The organism is Chitinophaga agrisoli, from assembly GCF_008386695.1.
In the GTDB taxonomy this organism is placed as follows: Bacteria; Bacteroidota; Bacteroidia; order Chitinophagales; family Chitinophagaceae; genus Chitinophaga; species Chitinophaga agrisoli.
Genome location: NZ_VUOC01000004.1, coordinates 2,241,189 through 2,261,356, shown reverse-complemented (window position 1 = coordinate 2,261,356; position 20,168 = coordinate 2,241,189). Strand labels below are relative to the sequence as shown.

11 protein-coding genes are annotated in these 20,168 nt (G+C 51.2%); 7 read left to right on the top strand and 4 right to left on the bottom strand.

Translation table 11 applies throughout. The features are described 5' to 3' along the window. The first annotated feature begins 17 nt into the window (after positions 1-17). Together F0L74_RS28020 and F0L74_RS28015 are read left to right on the top strand one after the other, a co-directional pair. The gene (locus F0L74_RS28020; RefSeq protein WP_149841204.1) at positions 18-2,492 is read left to right on the top strand and encodes a glycoside hydrolase family 95 protein; all 2,475 of its coding nucleotides are present in this window, start codon (positions 18-20) and stop codon (positions 2,490-2,492) included. Between the two features lie 30 nt (positions 2,493-2,522). Beyond that, entirely contained in the window at positions 2,523-4,838 is a 2,316-nt protein-coding gene (locus F0L74_RS28015; protein WP_149841203.1) for a hypothetical protein, read from the top strand. 15 nt (positions 4,839-4,853) lie between these two features. Here F0L74_RS28015 and F0L74_RS28010 read toward each other — a convergent pair whose 3' ends face one another. Together F0L74_RS28010 and F0L74_RS28005 are read right to left on the bottom strand one after the other, a co-directional pair. Continuing rightward, positions 4,854-7,304, bottom strand: a complete 2,451-nt coding sequence (locus F0L74_RS28010) for an ABC transporter permease (RefSeq protein WP_149841202.1) — start codon at positions 7,302-7,304, stop codon at positions 4,854-4,856. Between the two features lie 169 nt (positions 7,305-7,473). Continuing rightward, complete coding sequence (locus tag F0L74_RS28005) at positions 7,474-8,511, bottom strand: LacI family DNA-binding transcriptional regulator (RefSeq protein ID WP_149841201.1); 1,038 nt, start codon at positions 8,509-8,511, stop codon at positions 7,474-7,476. A 335-nt stretch (positions 8,512-8,846) separates the two neighbouring features. Here F0L74_RS28005 and F0L74_RS28000 point away from each other — a divergent pair, with 335 nt between their 5' ends. From F0L74_RS28000 to uxaC, 4 genes are all read left to right on the top strand, one after another. Further along, complete coding sequence (locus F0L74_RS28000) at positions 8,847-11,183, top strand: glycosyl hydrolase family 28 protein (RefSeq protein ID WP_149841200.1); 2,337 nt, start codon at positions 8,847-8,849, stop codon at positions 11,181-11,183. Positions 11,184-11,252: 69 nt separating this feature from the next. Next, positions 11,253-13,130, top strand: coding sequence for a glycoside hydrolase family 88 protein (locus F0L74_RS27995; RefSeq protein ID WP_149841199.1), 1,878 nt, complete (start codon positions 11,253-11,255; stop codon positions 13,128-13,130). A 22-nt stretch (positions 13,131-13,152) separates the two neighbouring features. After that, on the top strand, positions 13,153-14,700 hold the full coding sequence (locus F0L74_RS27990; protein WP_246197836.1) for a tagaturonate reductase: 1,548 nt from the start codon (positions 13,153-13,155) through the stop codon (positions 14,698-14,700). Positions 14,701-14,732: 32 nt separating this feature from the next. Continuing rightward, positions 14,733-16,163, top strand: a complete 1,431-nt coding sequence (gene uxaC / locus F0L74_RS27985) for a glucuronate isomerase (RefSeq protein WP_149841198.1) — start codon at positions 14,733-14,735, stop codon at positions 16,161-16,163. A gap of 84 nt (positions 16,164-16,247) precedes the next feature. Here uxaC and F0L74_RS27980 read toward each other — a convergent pair whose 3' ends face one another. Both F0L74_RS27980 and F0L74_RS27975 read right to left on the bottom strand, forming a co-directional pair. Then, positions 16,248-16,679 carry a DUF4240 domain-containing protein gene (locus F0L74_RS27980; protein ID WP_149841197.1) on the bottom strand — a complete coding sequence of 144 codons (432 nt, stop codon included), beginning with the start codon at positions 16,677-16,679 and terminating at the stop codon, positions 16,248-16,250. 54 nt (positions 16,680-16,733) lie between these two features. Beyond that, the gene (locus F0L74_RS27975; RefSeq protein ID WP_149841196.1) at positions 16,734-17,543 is read right to left on the bottom strand and encodes a helix-turn-helix transcriptional regulator; all 810 of its coding nucleotides are present in this window, start codon (positions 17,541-17,543) and stop codon (positions 16,734-16,736) included. 121 nt (positions 17,544-17,664) lie between these two features. On the opposite strand from F0L74_RS27975, the gene F0L74_RS27970 reads away from it, so the two are divergent. After that, on the top strand, positions 17,665-20,127 hold the full coding sequence (locus tag F0L74_RS27970; protein ID WP_149841195.1) for a M1 family aminopeptidase: 2,463 nt from the start codon (positions 17,665-17,667) through the stop codon (positions 20,125-20,127). Positions 20,128-20,168 lie beyond the last annotated feature (41 nt).

Sequence of the window (20,168 nt, the reverse complement as noted above, 5' to 3'; positions counted from 1 at the left end):
TCAACTCACGTAGACTGATGCGATTAAAACTTTTATGTCTTTTGATGCTGCTGGCAGGTGTGGCCACAGCACAATCACCGCAGGAGAACGATTGGAAATTATGGTATCAGCAACCGGCTAAAGTTTGGACGGCAGCGCTGCCTATCGGTAATGGCCGCCTGGGCGCTATGATCTTTGGCGGTGTTAAGGAAGAGCTGATCCAGTTGAATGAGGCTACTTTATGGTCTGGTGGTCCGGTGAATAACCAGGTGAATCCGGAGGCCTATAAACACTTGCCGGCAGTTAGGGCAGCATTGGCTAAAGGGGATTATACCGCGGCGGCTAAAGAATATCAGCAAATGCAGGGGGTATATAGTCAGTCTTACCTGCCGCTGGGCGATCTGCGTATTACACAGCAGCTGTCTGGCGAGGCCACGGCTTATAAGCGGGACCTGGATGTAGCCAATGCGGTAGCGGGAACACGTTTTACCAGTAATGGCGTTACCTATAAACGGGAAATGTTTGCCTCCGGTAAGGACCAGGTGATCGTGATCCGGTTAACGGCGGATAAAAAGCAACAGTTGAATTTTCATATCAGTGCAAATAGCCCGTTGCAGTACCACCCGGTAGTAACGGGTAAGCAGGAGCTCACGTTTAAAGGCAGGGCGCCGGCACAGGCAGATCCCAGTTATGTGAACTATAACCGGGAGCCTATCCGCTATAAGGATGTAAGCGGGTGTAAGGGTATGCGGTTTGAATTAAAGATCAGGGCCGTTAGCCCGGATGGCAGCGTAAGTACGGATACCAGCGGCATTACGGTTAGCAAAGCCTCAGAGGTAGTATTGCTGCTTTCTGCGGCTACCAGTTTTAACGGGTTTGATAAATGCCCGGATAGTGAGGGCAAGGATGAAAATAAGCTGGCCACAGATTACCTGCAGGCTGCTGCTAAGCATAGTTTCCATGACTTGCGCCAGCGCCACCTGGATGATTATCATCAATACTATAACCGGGTAAGCTTTACGCTGGCGGCTGGCGATAAAGCCACTACACAACTGCCCACAGACGAGCGCCTGCGCCGTTATGCCACCGGCGCGCAGGATCCTGCGCTGGAGACGCTGTACTTCCAGTTTGGTCGTTACCTGCTTATTTCCAGCTCCCGGTTAAATGGGGTGCCTGCTAACCTGCAGGGGATCTGGAATAAGGAGTTGCGCGCTCCATGGAGCGCTAACTATACGATCAATATCAATACGGAGATGAACTACTGGGCGGCGGAAGCGTGCAATTTGTCGGAGATGCATGAATCCCTGCTTACGCTGATACCGCATATTGCCAGTACGGGCCGTTATACGGCGCAGCATTTTTATAATACCCGGGGTTGGGCCGCTAACCATAACACGGATATATGGGGTCTCTCCAACCCGGTAGGGGATATGGGCAAGGGCGATCCGCAGTGGGCCAACTGGCCTATGGGTGGTAACTGGTTATGCCAGCACCTGTGGGAGCACTATCGCTTTACCGGTAACCGGCAGTTCCTGCAGGATACGGCTTACCCAATAATGAAAGCCGCCGCGCAATTTTGCCTGGACTGGCTGGTACCGGACAGCAGCGGTTACCTGGTTACGGCGCCGGCTACCTCGCCGGAGAATGTGTTTATCACAGAAAAAGGGATCAAAGGGGATGTGTCAAAAGCTACTACGATGGATATGTCTATTATCCGCGATCTGTTCAGCAACCTGGTAGACGCGGCAGATGTATTGCAGACAGATAAGGCATTCCGCGATACGCTGGCGCAAACAAAAAAGCGGCTGTTTCCGTTACAGGTAGGGCACAAAGGCAACCTGCAGGAATGGTATAAGGATTGGGAGGATGAGGACCCGGAGCACCGGCATATATCGCACCTGTTTGGTTTGTTCCCGGGCAGGGAAATATCACCGCTTACCACGCCTGCTTTTGCGGAGGCCTGCAAGCGTACCCTGGCTATCCGGGGCGATGGCGGCACCGGCTGGAGCAAGGCCTGGAAGATAAATGTATGGGCGCGCCTGCTGGATGGTAATCATGCCTATAAATTGCTGCGGGAGCTGTTGAAATTAAGTGATGATGGCGCTACGGATTATCATAATGCCGGTGGCACCTATGCCAACCTGTTCTGCGCGCATCCGCCTTTCCAGATAGATGGTAATTTTGGCGGCACTTCCGGCATCACGGAAATGCTGCTGCAAAGTCAGCTGGATGCTATACAGCTATTGCCCGCTATACCGGATACCTGGGCGGCCGGCGAGGTGAAGGGCCTGGTGGCCCGTGGTGGTTTTGTGATAGATATGCAGTGGGCAAATGGTAAGTTGAAGAAAGCAGTGATCCACGCCCGTAATGGTGGTCCCTGCCGCCTGCGTGTATTGCAGCCGTTGAAAGGGAGCGGTGAGCTGGTTTTAACGCCTGTAAAAGGGGAGGGGGCTGCTTCTCTGTATTCGTTTAATACCACAGCTGGTGGAGTGTATACTTTAACAGGAGAATAAATAGTGAGGTTCGTTTTTAAATACTGTCCTATGAAATTTATCTGTAGTGTATTGGTAAGCGCATGCCTGCTAGCCGTGCATGTGCAAGCGCAACAACAAAATGCGGCAGCCGGTAAAATAGACCGGCAGGCGCTGGTATCGCGGCACAATGTGATCGTGCAGCGTTTTGATTCCATGGCGTCCCTTTCTGTTGGGAACGGGTCTTTTGCCTTTACGGTAGACCCTACCGGCCTGCAGACCTTCCCGGAGTTTTACGAAAAGGGAGGCGTACCGCTGGGCACCCAGTCAGAATGGGGCTGGCACAGTTTTCCTAATCCGTATAACTACCAGCGCCGGGAGTTATGGAAGAACTATACCATGAACAACCGGCAGGTGCCTTACCTGTATGCGCCCTCCAACCCGCCACGGCAAAAAGCGGCGGCAGACTGGTTACGGTCTAACCCGCACCGCCTGCACCTGGGCATTGTAGGTTTTTATATCATCAAAAAAGATGGCACTGCCGCGCAGATGAGCGATATCAAAAATATCCGCCAGGAGCTGGACCTCTGGAACGGTGAGATCCGCAGCAGCTTTGAAGTGGATAATATACCGGTGACAGTGCGTACGGTATGCCATCCGCAGCTGGATATGATCGCCGCTACGGTAAGATCACCGCTGGTGGCACAGCATAAGATTGGCTTGCATATCCGTTTCCCTTATGCCTCCGGCGATTGGGAAGGGACGCTGGATTTTCAGCATCCCGATAATCATAAAACCAGTTCCCGTTATCTGAACGACCGGCAGATCCTGTTCGAGCGGGAGATGGATGATGCCCGTTATAATGTAATATTGCAATGGACCGGTGACGAGGCACTACAAAAGAAAGCGCCGCATGATTATATCCTGCAGCACCTGAGTGATGATGAGGAGCTGGCCTTTAGCTGCCATTTTACCAAAGCACAGCCCAGGTTGCCGGAGCAGGCGCCAGCCGGGCCTTTTGTAGGGCCCTTCAGTACGCATATACTGGCAGATCTTAGTACAGATACAAACACTGATGGCGATGGCTCCAACATTACAACCGTTCACGCTCCCTTCATCAGCACATCAGCACATCAGCACATTCGCACATCATTTAATCCGCCCATCAACACTTTCCTGGTAGATAGCCGCCAGTACTGGCAGAACTTCTGGGAAAGCGGCGGCGCCATTGACCTGTCAGGCAGTACAGATCCCCGCGCCAAAGAGCTGGAGCGCCGTATCATACTCTCGCAATACCTTACCCGGATCCAGTGCGCGGGCAATACGCCGCCACAGGAAACCGGGCTTACCTATAACAGCTGGTTTGGCAAATATCACCTGGAAATGCACTGGTGGCATGCCGCGCATTTTGCCTTATGGAACCGGCCGGAGTTGCTGGAAAAAAGCCTGCCCTGGTACCGCTCCATTCTGGATAAGGCCAGCGAAACTGCCCACCGTCAGGGTTTTAAAGGCGTACGCTGGCCTAAGATGACGGACCCTTCCGGCGATGAAAGCCCTTCTCCTGTAGGCCCTTTCCTTATCTGGCAACAACCGCATCTTATTTACCTGGCAGAGCTTTGTTACCGTGATCATCCGGATCAGCAAACGCTGGATCAGTATAAGGACCTGGTATTTTCCACGGCGGAATTTATGGCGTCCTATCCCTGGTACGATAGTACGAAACAACAATATGTACTGGGCCCTGGCCTTATACCGGCGCAGGAGCGTTTTGACCCGGCCACTACTTTTAATCCGCCGTTTGAGCTGGCTTACTGGCGCTGGGCGCTGCGTACCGCACAGGAATGGCGGCAGCGTTTAGGCATGCCGCAGGATACGGTATGGGCAAAAGTGCAGGCGCAGCTGGCGCCATTCCCTATAAAGGATGGATTGTACTTGGCCGCTGCCAGCGCGCCGGATTCATATAGCAATGCCCGTTACATGACAGATCATCCCACCGTATTGGGTATAGATGGTTTTGTACCGCCGGATGCGCATGTGGATTCACTGGTCATGTTACATACATTCAAGAAGATAATGAGCGCCTGGAACTGGGAGGAAACCTGGGGCTGGGATTACCCGCTGGTGGCCATGACGGCCACACGCCTGGGACAACCGGAAGCGGCGATCGATATTTTAATGAAGCAGGTAACAAAAAATACATTCCTGCCTAACGGGCATAATTACCAACGGGATAACCTGCGTATATACCTGCCCGGTAACGGGGCTTTACTCTCTGCCGTGGCGATGATGTGTGCGGGTTGGGATGGGTATAAAGGACCGGATGCGCCGGGTTTCCCTAAGAACGGAAAATGGAAAGTAAAATGGGAGGGATTAATGAAAATGCCATAACCCCTCCCAGGAAGTTTATTCCATGCGCAGGCTCTTTACCGGGTCTGCCACGGCGGCCTTAATGGCCTGGAAGCTAACGGTGATGAGCGCTATGATCATGGCGGTAAGTCCTGCTATCACATATATCCACCAGGAGATAGATACCTGGTAAGCAAAACCTTCCAGCCAGCGGTGCATAAAATACCAGGCAATGGGCGCGGCTATTACCAGGGCTATTAACACCAGCATTACGAAATCTTTGCTGAGCATAGTGGTTATATTGGCTACGCTGGCGCCCAGTACTTTGCGGATACCTATCTCGCGGGTACGCTGGCGGGCGGTAAAGGCGGCCAGTCCAAATAAGCCCATACAAGAGATAAAGATGGCAATGGCCATAGCGGTATTCATGAGCGCTGCGGTCTTTTGCTCCTTTTCGTAGAAGCGGGCAATGCTGGCATCGAAAAAGGTGTAATCAAATTTTTCATTGGGGTATACAGCTGTCCACAGCTGTTCGATCTGCGCTAATGTGCGTTTCAGGTCTTGCGACCGTTTGCCATTGGTAGCCAAACGGATATTGATGGTGCGGCTGATCTTTTTATTGGTGGTAAAGAACATGGGTTTAATAGGCTCATGCAGGGATTGTACATGAAAATCCTTTAATACGCCTACAATGGGGCATGTAGTAGGGGAGCCGTCTGAGATACCGCTTTCCACCATCTTGCCCACGGCGTCTGCCGGGTTGCGGAAGCCCAGCGCTTTGGCGCAGCTCTCATTCACCAGGAACTCGCGCATGCTATCTGCGGGCATTACATTGCGGCCGGCTACCAGCTTCAGGTTATAGAGCGGCACAAATTTTTCATCGCCCCATTCCAGGGCGCTTTCTATTTCTACCTTTTCTTTACCCTTGTATGTAAGTAATGTGCCCCAATGGCCTTTGGCAGCGGGGGTACTTTCACTTACGCTTACATTTTCCACGCCGGAGATGCCCCGTATCCGTTCTGCCAGCACATCTTTCTGTGCATAAGGATAGTAGCGGGCGGTGGGCACGGCAATGATCGCGTCCTTTTTAAAACCCATGTCCTTATTAAGCATGTAACGCATCTGGTTGCTGATGACCAGGGTACCAATGATGAATACCAGGGATACGGCGAACTGGAATATGATCAATCCCTTTCGCAGGTAACCCCGTTCACTGCCTTTGAGCCCATCCCCACCTTTAAGGCTGAGGGCAGGCAGGTAAGCAGAAGAGACCAGTGCCGGGTAAACGCCTGCCAGCAGGGTGGTACAAACGATCAGCAGCAGTATGAAAATAGCGGTAGGCCGGCTAAAAAGCAAACCGGCCACTCCATCTGGTATAAAGGACTTAAAGACAGCAATAATACCAGGGGTAAACAACAGGGAAGCGCCGGTGGCCAGCAGTACCAGTATGAATGTTTCGCTCAGGAACTGGAGTACCAGGGTACTGCGGGTGCTGCCCAGCACTTTACGGATGCCCACTTCGCGGGTGCGTTCAATGGACTGGGCCGTGGCCAGGTTAACAAAGTTAATGGCGGCGATCAGGAGTATAAACGCCGCAATGCCCATTAGACCGTATAGGGTGGGCAGGTGGGCCTTGCGGGTATAATTATCTTCATAATCCGGGTTGAAATGCAGATCCGCGAGGGGTTGTAGCGTTACTTTCGCGGTGGTATGCTCTTCTACGAAGAAATGTTTCTTAACAAAGGCGGGGAACTGGGCTTCTACCCGCGCCGGGGTCACACCCTTTTCCAGCTTAACAAAAGCTTGTGTGCCGCCACTGAACATACCCCATTGGTCCATACCAAACTCGCTTCCCAGGAAGCTGTTTTTGGTGGTGGCAAAAGAGATGAAATCCTTGAAGATGAAGTCTGAATTAGCAGGCATATCTTTTACAACGCCGGATACTGTTACCGGCAGGGAGTCATTATACATAATGGTCTTACCCAGCACGGCGTCTGCGGGCAGTTGTCCAAAATACTTTTTGGCCCTGCTCTCCGTAAGTACCACCTTAAAAGGCTCCTGCAGGGCGGTAGCAGGATTGCCTGCCAGCCACTGGTAATGCAGTATGCTGAAATACTGCGGTTCTGCTATGATCATATCCGGAGCTTCTTCCCGCGGGAGCATATCAAATTTCCTTTCTACGCCCTCGTGGGTGCTGACCTTGGCCTTGTAGGTACGGAACAGTACAATACTTTCCAGGCCGGTGATCTCATCCCGCATGGCCTGTGGCGCAGGATCGGGCACCATGGCCATATGCCGGGTACCACGTTCGCCGCTCAATGCAGACACAACACGGTAGATCCTTTCCTTGTCCGGGTGAAAATTATCATAACTCAGCTCAAAACTGGCCACGAGGTAAATGATAAGGCAGGCGCATACGCCTAATGCCAACCCGGATACGTTAATGATGGCATACGTTTTATTCCTGGCCAGATTGCGCCAGGCCACTTTGAAGTAGTTCTTTAACATAGGGAGCAAGATGAGTACGACTTCATTCGTAAGAAATGTGCCAGTTCGGTTATGTATTGATTATGAATGGGTTCTGTGTGAGGTGTGCGCTGTTTATGTCCGGTAATGAACAGCGGATGTCCGCTCCTGGCCAGTAATGTCCCGGCCTGAAATAGCTATCCGTCAGCCCTTACGCTTTCACCCGCGCATTATCCTGCTGCACGATCAGCGTAGTCGCCAGGATCTTACGCTCAAAATCATGCACCGGTCTTTTGCTTTCTATCAGCTGCAGCAGCAGCTCAGTGGCTACCTGCCCCATTTCAAAGGCGGGTTGTCTTACTACGGTGATGGGAGGGTCCAGCAGTTCTATAATGTCTGAGTTGGAGAAACCTACTACGGCAATATCTTCCGGGATGCGCAGCCCTTTGCTTTTGAGCACCCGCATACAGCCGGTGGTAAGTTTATCGGAGCCGGTAAAGATGGCGTCCGGACGGGGTTTTACCTTCAGCAGCTGGTTAATGGCGTCTTCTATCTCAGACAGCAGCATACCCCCGTGAAAGCAGTATTTGATCAGCGATTTACGCGGTTTGATATGTTTTTGCGACAGGGCCTCCATATAACCGGCCACCCTTTCTTTGGTGATGGACAGGTTCTCTGAGTTGGTGATGGTGGCAATATCCTGGTAGCCCTGGCGCATCAGGTGCATGGTGGCGTCATACGCGCCGCGGAAATTATCCACTGCTACTTTATGGGTATTGATCTCTTCCACAATGCGGTCAAAGAACACGATGGGAAAACCGCGGTCATGCAGCGCTTTCAGGTGCTGCAGGTCTTTGGTGGCGGTAGAGACGGAGATCAGCAGCCCGTCAATAGAGCGGGAGGCCAGGTATTGCAGGGTCATCACTTCCTTATCGTAGGATTCGTGGCTCTGGGAGATGATCACGTTATAGCCTTTGTCATTTGCCACGGATTCAATGCCATTGATGGCCTGGGAAAAAAAGCTGTTGGCAATCTCTGCCACGATCACGCCAATGGAGCGGCTCCGTTTTTCCTTCAGGCTCAGTGCGATCGGGTTGGGATGATAGTTGATACGGGTGGCATATTCCAGCACCAGTTGTTTGGTTTCTGTGCTGATCTCATGACTGTCCCGTAAGGCCCGTGATACCGTAGAGGTGGATAGCCCGAGCGCTTTAGCAATATCTTTTATTGTGGCAGCTGCAAATTTCATAACGCAGTAGTAAAAATAAGCATTTTCCGAGGGTTTTAATAGTTTAAGTTATAAGTCGTTAGGGGATAGTCGTTAGCGTATTTCGCCAATCGCTTGCTGCTGCATCGTTCCCGGTAACGATTGCGTAAAAAAATCGCTATAAATCCTTTCGTATTACTGAATATATCTGTAGAATTGCCTTATCGGACACCGGTATTGAAAAGCTGATAAAATATGTGCTGTATCTCGCTGGCAGGTGCTTTCCAGTCATATCGCCATTCACGCTTCCGTTATGAACAACAGTTACTTTCTCATTAAAGTAGCGGGTGCACGCAAAAACAAAAACTCGTAAGGCAATGAAGTTATATCTCACCATTTTCCTGGCATTATTCGGATGGGTACAGGACCAGCCCAAGCCCCGTATATTCATGATCGGGGACTCTACCATGGCTAACAAACCTGCCATCGATAACCCGGAAAGAGGGTGGGGACAGCTGTTTCCTGCGTTCTTTGAGCCCGGCGTGGAAATAAAGAACTATGCCGTAAACGGGCGCAGCACCAAAAGTTTTATCACGGAGCACCGCTGGGATAGCGTGCTGGCGCAGCTGAAGCCGGGAGATTGGGTGCTGATCCAGTTTGGCCATAACGACCAGAAGATAGCAGATCCCAACCGCTACGCCGCCCCGCATACCACTTACAAAGAGAACCTGCTGCGTTTTGTAACAGAGGCCAGGGCCAAAGGCGCTAACCCGGTACTGATAACGCCGGTGATGCGCCGTAAGTTTGATGAAAAAGGCGCATTTGTAGACCAGCATGGCGAGTACCCCGGTGTAGTAAGGGAAGTGGCGGCCGCCAATAAAGTGCCGCTGATAGACCTGCACCGCAGCAGCGAGGCCTTGCTGGTACAGCAGGGCGTACAAGGTTCCGTAAAAATGTTCAAGACCACGCCCGCAGGCCATTATACCACCCTGCCGGATGGCGTGACAGACGATACGCATTTCAATACCTATGGCGCTACATTGATAGCCGGCCTGGTAGCGAAAGAGATTTTTGACAAAAAGCTACCCTTAGCCCAATACCTTGCTAAGACGCCTTTTGAAGGCAAATACCAGTTTGACCTGCCGGTGATCTATGAGCCGCATTTTAAACGGGATACCTTCAACATTGCCCAGCTGGGCGCTAAGGCAGACGGCATTACCCTGAACACAAAGATCATTAATACCGCTATTGAAACATGCAGCGGCAAGGGCGGCGGCGTAGTGCTGGTGCCGGCCGGCATGTGGATCACAGGGCCCATTGTGCTTAAAAGCAACGTGAACCTGCACCTGGCAGCGGGCGCTGTATTACAGTTTTCAGCCGACTATGGTCAATACCCTCTGGTAGAAACTACCTATGAGGGTTTACGCGCCGTACGCTGCCAGGCGCCGGTATCCGGCTTAAACCTGGAGAATATAGCCATTACCGGTAGCGGTATCATTGATGGTAATGGCGATGTGTGGAGGGCCGTTAAAAAGGATAAACTGACGGAAAACCAGTGGAAGAAACTGGTGGCCTCCGGCGGTATGATAGGCCCCGGTAAGGACAGCAGCAGCTGGTACCCTTCCCGAAAATCCTATATAGGCGCACAGACCAAACTGGCCGGCGTGATCATGCCGGGCAAACAGCCGTCTGACTATGAGGATATCAAAGATTTCCTGCGCCCTAACCTGATCAGCATTACCAACTGTAAAAACGTGCTGCTGGAAGGCGTTACTTTCCAGAACTCGCCCGCCTGGTGCCTGCATCCTCTGCTGTGCGAGAACATTACCCTGCGCAATGTATACGCCAAGAACCCCTGGTATGCCCAGAACGGCGACGGCGTGGACCTGGAGTCCTGCAATTATGCGCGTATCACCCACTGCACTTTTGATGTAGGGGATGATGGCATCTGTATCAAATCCGGCAGGGATGAGCAGGGCCGTAAAAGAGGCAAGCCTACAGAGAACACCATTGTGGATTACTGCACCGTATACCATGCGCACGGCGGTTTTGTAATAGGCAGTGAAATGTCTGGCGGCGCGCGCAACCTGTTCGTATCCAACTGTAATTTCCTGGGTACGGATATAGGCCTGCGGTTTAAGACCACCCGCGGCCGCGGCGGTATCGTAGAAAAGATCTATATCGCAGACATCAACATGAAAGATATTCCGGCAGAAGCCATCCTGTTTGATATGTACTATGCCGCCAAGGACCCCGTGCCCCTGGCCGGCGAAAAAAGGGAGGGCCCCAAGGTGGAAACAGTGCCCGTAACGGACGCCACGCCACAGTTCAGGGATTTCCATATCAGCAATATCGTGTGCAACAATGCTGATAAAGCAGTGTTTATACGCGGCCTGCCGGAGATGCCCATTGCCGGTATATACATGAACAATATGACCATCCGGGCTAAAAAAGGTATTGAATGCCTGGAAGCGAAGAACATCCATTTAACGGATGTACACCTGATCACCCGGGATACAGACCCGCTGGTGACGGTGCGCAGCAGCCAGGATATTACGCTTAATAATATCCAGTACGATCAGGCAGACCGGTTTATGGCGGTGCAGGGAGAAAGCTGCCGCAATATAGTGGTGACCGGTACGGATGTACGCAAGTCAAAAGAAAGTACGCAATTTACTGCCGGCGCCAGCAATAAGGCCCTGCAGGTTCGTTGATACAATGTCCATGTGTCCTGTGCCTTTACGGCGCAGGACATTTAATGGTTCTCAAAAGCAGATAAATTAATGCCCAGGAAATTCAGCTTACTCACCTTGTTAATGTTATGCGCCGCAGCTGTGCTGCATGCGCAGTCCGCAGATATGGCCACTACCATTATGCGTAAACCCACTCCTCCCAACTGGACCTATGACCAGGGCGTGATCCTGGAAGGGATTGCCGGGTTGTGGAAGAGCACCGGCGATGGTAACTATTTCCGCTATATACAGCAGTGTATGGACGCCTTTGTGGATGAACAAGGCAATATACGAACCTATAAAAGCGCGGATCATAACATAGACCATGTAAAGAACGGCCGCCTGCTGCTGTTGTTATATAAAGTGACCGGCCAGGAAAAATACCGGAAAGCGGCAGATGTGCTGCGCGAACAGTTGCGCACGCAACCCCGTACCGGCGATGGCGGTTTCTGGCACAAGCGCCGGTATCCCTACCAGATGTGGCTGGACGGCCTATATATGGGCGAGCCTTTTTATGCGGAATACGCGGCCCTTTTCCATGAGGACACCGCTTTTAATGATATTACCCGCCAGTTTGTGCTGATGGAAAAACATGCGCGCGATAGCCGTACCGGTTTGCTGTACCATGCCTGGGATGAGTCCCGGCAGCAGCGCTGGGCAGATAAGACCACCGGCCGCTCCCCCAATTTCTGGGGCCGGGCTATGGGCTGGTATGGTATGGCCCTGGTGGATGTGCTGGATTATTTCCCCGCAGACCATAAAGGCCGCGATACGCTGATCGCTATCCTGAACCGTTTTGCCGCCGCGGCGGTAAAATACCAGGATCCCGCCTCCGGCGTATGGTGGCAGGTGCTGGATAAGGGTAAGGAAAAAGGTAATTACCTGGAAGCCTCTGCCTCCTGTATGTTCGTATATGCTTTGGAGAAAGGTGTGCGGAAAGGCTACCTGCCGGAAAGCTACCGCAAAGCAGCGGTAAAAGGATTTGCCGGTATCCAGAAACAATTTATTACCCGCGCCGCGGAAGGCGGGGTAGACCTGCACGGTGTATGCAGCGTAGCGGGCCTGGGCGGCGAGCCTTACCGCGATGGCAGCTATGCCTATTACCTGAGTGAGAAAGTGGTGGTGAACGATCCTAAAGGCGCTGGCGCTTATATGCTGGCCGCCCATGAAATGGAGATGCTGCCTACCCTGGGAAAAGGCAAGGGCCTTACCGTTACACTGGATCAGTATTTTAACAACGAATGGCGTAAAGGCCCCAATGGTGGCATGGAGCGTTTCCATTATGTATGGAATGAAGTGGACAACAACGGTTATTCACTGCTGGGCCATATCTTCCGCCGTTATGGCGTAGCTACGGATACGTTGTCTGTAGCGCCTACTGCTGCCAACCTGCAGCATAGCAATATCTATATCATTACAGACCCGGATACGCAAAAGGAGACCGCGAGCCCGCATAACATTACGGCAGCAGACGCCGCCCAGATCTATAACTGGGTAAAAGCCGGCGGTGTGCTGGTGATACTGGAAAACGACTCTGCCAATGCGGAGCTCCAAAAAATCAACCTGCTTACAGAGCGTTTTGGCATCCATTTTAATGAAGACAGCCGCAACCGGGTACAGGGCAAACAGTTTGAAATGGGCGCGCTGGCCATCCCTGCGGGGCATGCGGTCTTTAATCATACAAAAAAAGTATACATCAAGGAATTAAGCACCCAGGAGCTGAAAGCGCCGGCAACAGCTGTTTATAAAGACGGGGATCATGTAGTGATGTCCGTTGCGCATGTAGGTAAGGGAACCGTATTTGCGGTAGGCGATCCCTGGTTTTACAACGAGTACCTGGATGGCCGCAAGCTGCCGGCGGAATACGAAAACTACCAGGCGGCTACAGACCTGGTCAATTGGTTAGTACAACAGGCAAAAAAGAAATAGGGGATTTAAGTAGAAATCTGTCATGATGAAACAATTAACTACACACACGCTGCCTGCCATCAGCAGCAGCGATATACAATTGCCCGCAGCGGCGCATTTACAGTTACCGGAAAAAGTATTGCAGTTTGGTACCGGCGTGCTGTTGCGCGGCCTGCCGGACTATTTTATTGATAAAGCCAATAAAGCCGGCGTATTCAACGGCAGGGTAGTGGTGGTAAAATCTACCGGTAAAGGCAGCACAGACGCTTTTGCAGACCAGCAGGGGCTATACACCCTCTGCATCCGTGGTATTGAGCAGGGGCAGAAGGTAGCGGAAAATAGCCTGAACGCTTCCATCAGCCGCGTACTAAGCGCCGCCGCAGAATGGGATGAGATCCTGCATTGTGCAGAAAACCCGGATATGGAGATCGTTATCTCGAATACAACAGAAGTAGGCATCACCCTGGTGGACGATAATATCAACGCCGCGCCGCCGGTATCTTTTCCTGGCAAGCTGCTGGCATTCCTGTACCGCCGCTACCAGCATTTCAGCGGGCGCGCGGATAAGGGAATGATCATCATCCCCACGGAACTGCTGGTAGATAACGGAAAGAAATTAAAGGAGATCGTGCTGGAACTGGCTGCCCGGCATCAGTTAGCGCCGGCTTTCATCAGCTGGTTAAACGATGCCAACCATTTCTGCAGCTCCCTGGTAGACCGTATTGTGCCCGGCGCCTTACCCGCGCAGGAGCAACAGGCCATGCAGGAGGCGCTGGGTTATAAAGATGACCTGATGATCATGGCGGAAGCCTACCGTTTATGGGCCATTGAAACAGCCGATAAAAAAGTGCAGGAGCGTTTAAGTTTTAGCAAAACAGATAGCGGCGTGGTACTGGCCCCGGATATTAACGTATTCCGGGAGCTGAAGCTGCGCCTGCTGAATGGCACACATACCTTTAGCTGCGGCCTGGCCGTATTAGCAGGCTTTAACACGGTGCGGCAGGCAATGGAAGATGCGGATATGGAAGCCTGCATTTCCTCGCTGATGCTGCAGGAAATGGCCCCCGCTATTACAGATATCTATATTTCCGACACCATGGCTGCAGAGTTCGCGCAATCTGTGCTGGACCGTTTCCGGAATCCGCATATCGCGCACCAGTGGGTAGCTATTACCATGCAGTACACTTCTAAAATGAAGATGCGGAATATACCGGTACTGCTGCGCCATTACGAGCGCTCGCAGGAACCGCCCCGTCTGATGGCCCTGGGCTTTGCCGCTTACCTGCTGTTTATGCGCAGCGAGCGTACTGCAGACGGGCAGTATAAAGGCGCGGTGAACGGTAAGGAGTATACGATACAGGATGATCATGCCGCCTGGTTCCATGATGAGTGGAAACGCCTGGAGGCAGCCGTACTGGTAAAAGAAGTACTGGCTAATACCAATCTGTGGGGCACAGACCTTACGCAATTAAAAGGGTTTGCCCGCGCGGTAACGGACATGCTGTCCGCACTGACAAGGGATGGCGCAACCGCCGTAATAAAGAAAGCGCTGACAGAAAGCAGGCAGCCATTAGCCGCCGGTGCACAGTGATAGCATTATGAATAAGTTTTAATCAATACAATATGAAAAAGTTCCTGGATGAGCATTTCCTGTTGAACACAGCTACGGCGCAGCGTTTGTATCACGAGTACGCAAAGGAGATGCCGGTGATCGATTACCATTGTCACCTGCCGCCCGCGCAGATAGCTGCCGATATGAATTTTGAGAACCTGACACAAGCATGGTTATACGGCGATCATTACAAGTGGAGGGCCATGCGTACCAACGGCGTACCGGAAACTTACTGCACCGGCAATAAACCGGATTGGGAGAAGTTTGAAAAATGGGCGGCCACCGTGCCTTATACCCTGCGCAACCCGCTTTACCACTGGACACACCTGGAGCTGCAACGCTATTTTGATGTATACGATATCCTGCAGCCTTCTTCTGCCGCCAGTATCTATGACGCCTGTACAGAAAAGCTGCAAACGCCGGACTACTCCGTACGTAACCTGCTGCGTAAAATGAAAGTGGCATTGGTATGTACTACAGACGATCCGGTGGATACGCTGGAATATCATCAGCAGTTAAAACAGGAGGGATTTGAAATACCCATCCTGCCTGCTTTCCGCCCGGATCAGGCTATGAATGTAGACGACCCGGTAAAGTATAACCAATACCTGGCTAAACTGGAGCAGGCGTCTGATGTATCCATCAGCACCTACCAGGATCTGCTGAAGGCATTAAAACAGCGGCATGATTTCTTTGCTTCCATGGGCTGTTCTGTATCTGATCATGGTATTGAAGAGATCTATGCAGAAGAGTTTACGGATGCGGAGATAGCCACTATCTTTAAAAAGATCAGGGCAGGCGCAGGCCTGAGCCTGGAAGAGAACCGCAAATTCAAATCTGCCATCCTGCTGGAAATGGCGGTGCTGGATTGGGAAAAAGGCTGGGTACAGCAGTATCACCTGGGTGCGCTGCGTAACAACAACTCGCGTATGATGCGTATACTGGGCCCGGATACCGGTTGGGATTCCATCGGCGATTTCTCCCAGGCGCGTGCACTGGCTAAATTCCTGGATAAGCTGGATAGCCAGGATAAACTGGCAAAGACCATCCTGTATAACCTGAACCCCGCGGATAACGAGCTGCTGGCTACCATGATCGGTAATTTCAATGACGGCTCCGTAGCGGGTAAGGTACAATTTGGTTCTGCCTGGTGGTTCCTGGATCAGAAGGATGGTATGGTAAAACAGCTGAATGCTTTATCCAATATGAGCCTGCTGAGCCGTTTTGTGGGTATGTTAACGGATTCCCGCAGCTTTTTGTCCTATCCCCGGCATGAATACTTCCGCCGCCTGATCTGCGACCTGTTTGGACAGGAGATAGAGCAGGGTGAGTTGCCGAATGATATTAAATGGGTGGGTAAGATCGTGCAGGATATCTGCTATTTTAACGCACAACAATATTTTAACTGGCAGTTCCTGGAGCAAACAGCGGCTGTATCATAAATTATAATGGCGGGCAGTTGGCAGTCACGCGGGGTCCCCGTATCCTGCACTACAGTTTACAGGCTGTCAACTGCCCGTTATCTCTTATAGGGGTTCGCCAAACTTTTCTTCGTATACATCATAGCCAAAATAGGCGAAGTACTCCACCTCTATACCCCTGGCAGCTTTTGAAGGGTCTTTATCGACCGTATTATAATAACCCTCTCCCATCCCCACAATAAAACCCCGGCGGTCCAGGAAACCGTCATCTGATCCGCCTACATGCGCATGCACCTCATCACGGTCCAGGTGCCTGATCTTTTTGTTCAGGATCTCCATGAATTTTTTGAAATCTGTTTTGTTAAGCGTGGTCAGGCGTTGGCTGATGTGTGGGATAACAACATGCTCCAGTTGTTTGGCCAGTTCCGGGAAAAGCACGGTGTTATTAGCACTGGTAGCTTCTTTGCGTTGGGTGGCAGCTGCCGGCGTATCGTTCCAGGATGATTCAATGATCTCCCAGAATAGCTGTTCTTTCATATAGGAATATTTAAGCAGCGTTAAGATAATACATCTACTGTATAGCTGTTGTTATCATTCTGTTGCTTTCCTATACTGTAAGGGGGTAAAACCCATGGTTCTTTTAAAGATCCTTCCAAAATGGCTTTGGTCAGAGAAGTCGCAGTCCAGCGCTATCTGCGCCAGGTTAAGGTCTGTATCTTTCAGCAGGGCGCAGGCGCGTGCTATCTTTAGCTGGTTTACATATTCGCCGATGTTCATGCCGTATGCTTTCTTAAACTCCCGTACAATATGGTAGGGGCTTATCTGTGTGATGGCGGCCAGTTGTGATAAAGAGGCGGCCTGGGTATCATCATGCAGTATTTCCCGCACCTGTTGCAGCCATTGCGGTACGCCGCTATGGGCGGCTTTTTCCCGCTGAAATATGGCCATACATTCCAGGGTCAGTCCTTCTATCATCAGGTGGGACCAATGATTGTACTGGCGGAATTCCCCCTGCATTTTGGCGATGAGCAGCTTCAGGGCCGCGCTTTTTAGTTTGCTGATCCTCGTAAGGGCAAAAGGCGCAGTATCAAAATTACGCAGCCAGCCGGCGTCTATCTCTATATTAAAACAGGCGGCAGGGGCATGGGGAAAAGTATTTCTGTGCACAATACCTGCCGGGTGAAATACAATATCTTCCGGCTCACACACCAGCTTGCCGGAAACGGATTGTTCCTGGTAGCTGCCATGCTGTACATAACAGAGATAGCTGTTCTCATGAAAATGGTCCGGCAATTGTGCGTGCAGGGGGTAGTTGCTCAAAGTGAGGATAACCCCTTTTGTTTGTACTTTTTTCTCAATAGTACCGTAATAGTGTCCCTGTTGTAAGATATTACTGTTCATGGATCAAAGGCGGTGTTAGATGGCGGAATAGTACTATTACAGCAATATAGTAACAAAACAGCAATTACATGCTATACCGGCGTCAGGCGCTGCCATAGCTTTGCAACAGTAAACATATGATATGAGAAAGTTGTCTGTAAATCAGTCTATTATAACCATTGCCTATATTCTTTTCTTGTGGCTGCCGGCAGTGGCTCAGCAGCCTGTAGCGTACCGTGCATCTGCCCCAAAACTGCATGACCTGGTGCATACTGCCCTCGAGGTGCGGCTGGATTATGCCAAGCAGTTCCTGTATGGTAAGGCTGCCATCACCCTGCAACCGCATGCCTATCCTATGGATTCTCTCCAGCTGGACGCCAAGGGCATGGAGATCCGGGAGGTAGCATTGCTGGCCGCCGGCAAACATACGCCTTTGCAGTATAGCTATGATAGCCTGCAGCTGCACATCAAACTAAATAAAACATACCAGCCCGGCGAAAAGTACCAGGTGTATATCGCTTATACCTCCCGGCCCAATCTCTTTAAATCAGAAGGCAGCGCGGCCATCAGCAGCGCAAAAGGATTATACTTTATAAACCCGGACAGTGCCAATGCCGGCAAACCGGTGCAGGTATGGACGCAGGGGGAAACAGAGGCCAACTCCGTATGGTTCCCTACCATTGACAAACCTAACCAGAAAACCACTACCCAGATCAGTATAACAGCGCCCGCCAAATATGTAACGCTCTCTAACGGCTATCTGACCGCACAGCATAACAACGGCGATGGTACCCGTACAGATACCTGGAAAATGGATCAACCGTACGCGCCTTACCTGGTAATGATGGCGGTGGGCAATTTTTATGTGCATAAAGAAAAATGGAAGGGCAAAGAAGTAAGCTATTATGTAGAACCGGTACAAGCGCCCTATGTAAAACAGCTGTTTGGTAATACACCGGAGATGATGAGTTTTTATTCCAGCCTGCTGGGCGTAGACTATCCCTGGAACAAATACGTGCAGGTGGTCGTACGCGATTTTGTAAGCGGCGCTATGGAAAATACTACGGCCACCGTACATGGGGATTTCACCTATCAGAACAACCGCCAGCTGCTGGATGAAAATATATGGGAAGGCAATATTGCGCATGAGTTATTTCACCATTGGTTTGGGGATTATGTAACTACTGAGAGCTGGGCCAACCTGACAGTAAATGAATCCTTTGCCAACTATAGTGAAACCCTGTGGAGTGAATATAAACACGGCGCGGATGGCGGTGATTATACCAATTATAACGCAGCGCAGATCTACCTTACTTATTCGCCGGAGGATGAGCATAAACACCTGGTACGTTTTGATTATGACCATGCAGAAGACCTGATGGACCGGGTAACTTATCAGAAAGGCGGCCGTATACTGCACATGCTGCGCAATTACCTGGGTAAGGAAGTATTTAACAAAGGCATGCATCTCTACCTTACACAGAACGCGTATAAAACAGGAGAGGCGCAGCAGGTGCGCCTGGCCATGGAAGAAGCCAGCGGTAAAGACCTGAACTGGTTCTTTGACCAATGGTATTATGGCAGCGGCCATCCATACCTGGATATGCAATATGCCTGGGATGAGGCCAGTAAAACACAAACAGTATATATACAGCAAACCCAGACCGGCAAAACATTTACGCTGCCTTTTGCCATTGATATATATGTAAATGGAAAAAAAGAGCGCCATGATGTGTGGATGAAAACAAAAGCAGACACGTTCCGTTTTGTTTTAGCCGCTAAACCCCAGCTGGTAAATGTGGATGGGGATAAGATACTGCTGGCAAAGAAAACAGATCATAAATCGCTACAGGAATATGTATACCAGTATTTTCATGCGCCGCTGTTCCTGGACCGGCTGGAAGCCATTCAGCAGGCGGCCGGGGCACAACAGGATGGTGATGCCCGTAATATGTTGGTGGCCGCCTGTAAGGATAAATTCTTCCGTTTACGCACAGCTGCTATGGACTCCCTGAACATGCAGCTGCCGGAGGTACGTAGCGCCGCCCTGCCGGTATTGCTGGCCATTGCCCGTAATGACAGCTCCACGCTGGCGCAGGCCGCGGCTTTAAACGCCATTGGCCGTACTAAGGATAGCGCTTATCTGTCCCTGTTCCGGGAAAAGATCAATAGCCGCTCTTATAGCGTGCAGGCTGCTGCGTTGAATGGTATTGCCGCCATAGATATGCCGATGGCCTTACAATATGCCGGCCAGCTGGAAAAAGACAGCAAGGACCTGTTAAGCTGGGCCATTGCCGGGATCTATGGCCGCTCCGGCGATACCAGCAAACTGGCTTTCTTCAGCAAACAGCTGGATGGCATGTTCATTAACCGCAAAAGCCGTATGATAGCCGGTTACCTGTTGCTGTTAAGCCAGACCAGTAACGCAGATCTGTTTAAGACGCATTTTGATAACGCGCTTACCCATATACGGGATTATAAGCAGTATAAGGCCCAGGGCCGGTTTGTGCCGCTGTTACAGATGGTGCACGATAAAAAGGAGGCGGCGCACCTGCCTGCTCAATCTGCACAGGCAGCAACGGCGGTAAAGGAGATGAGCAATTAGGGGCACATTTTATCCATCATCTATTTGGCGTTTAAATATAT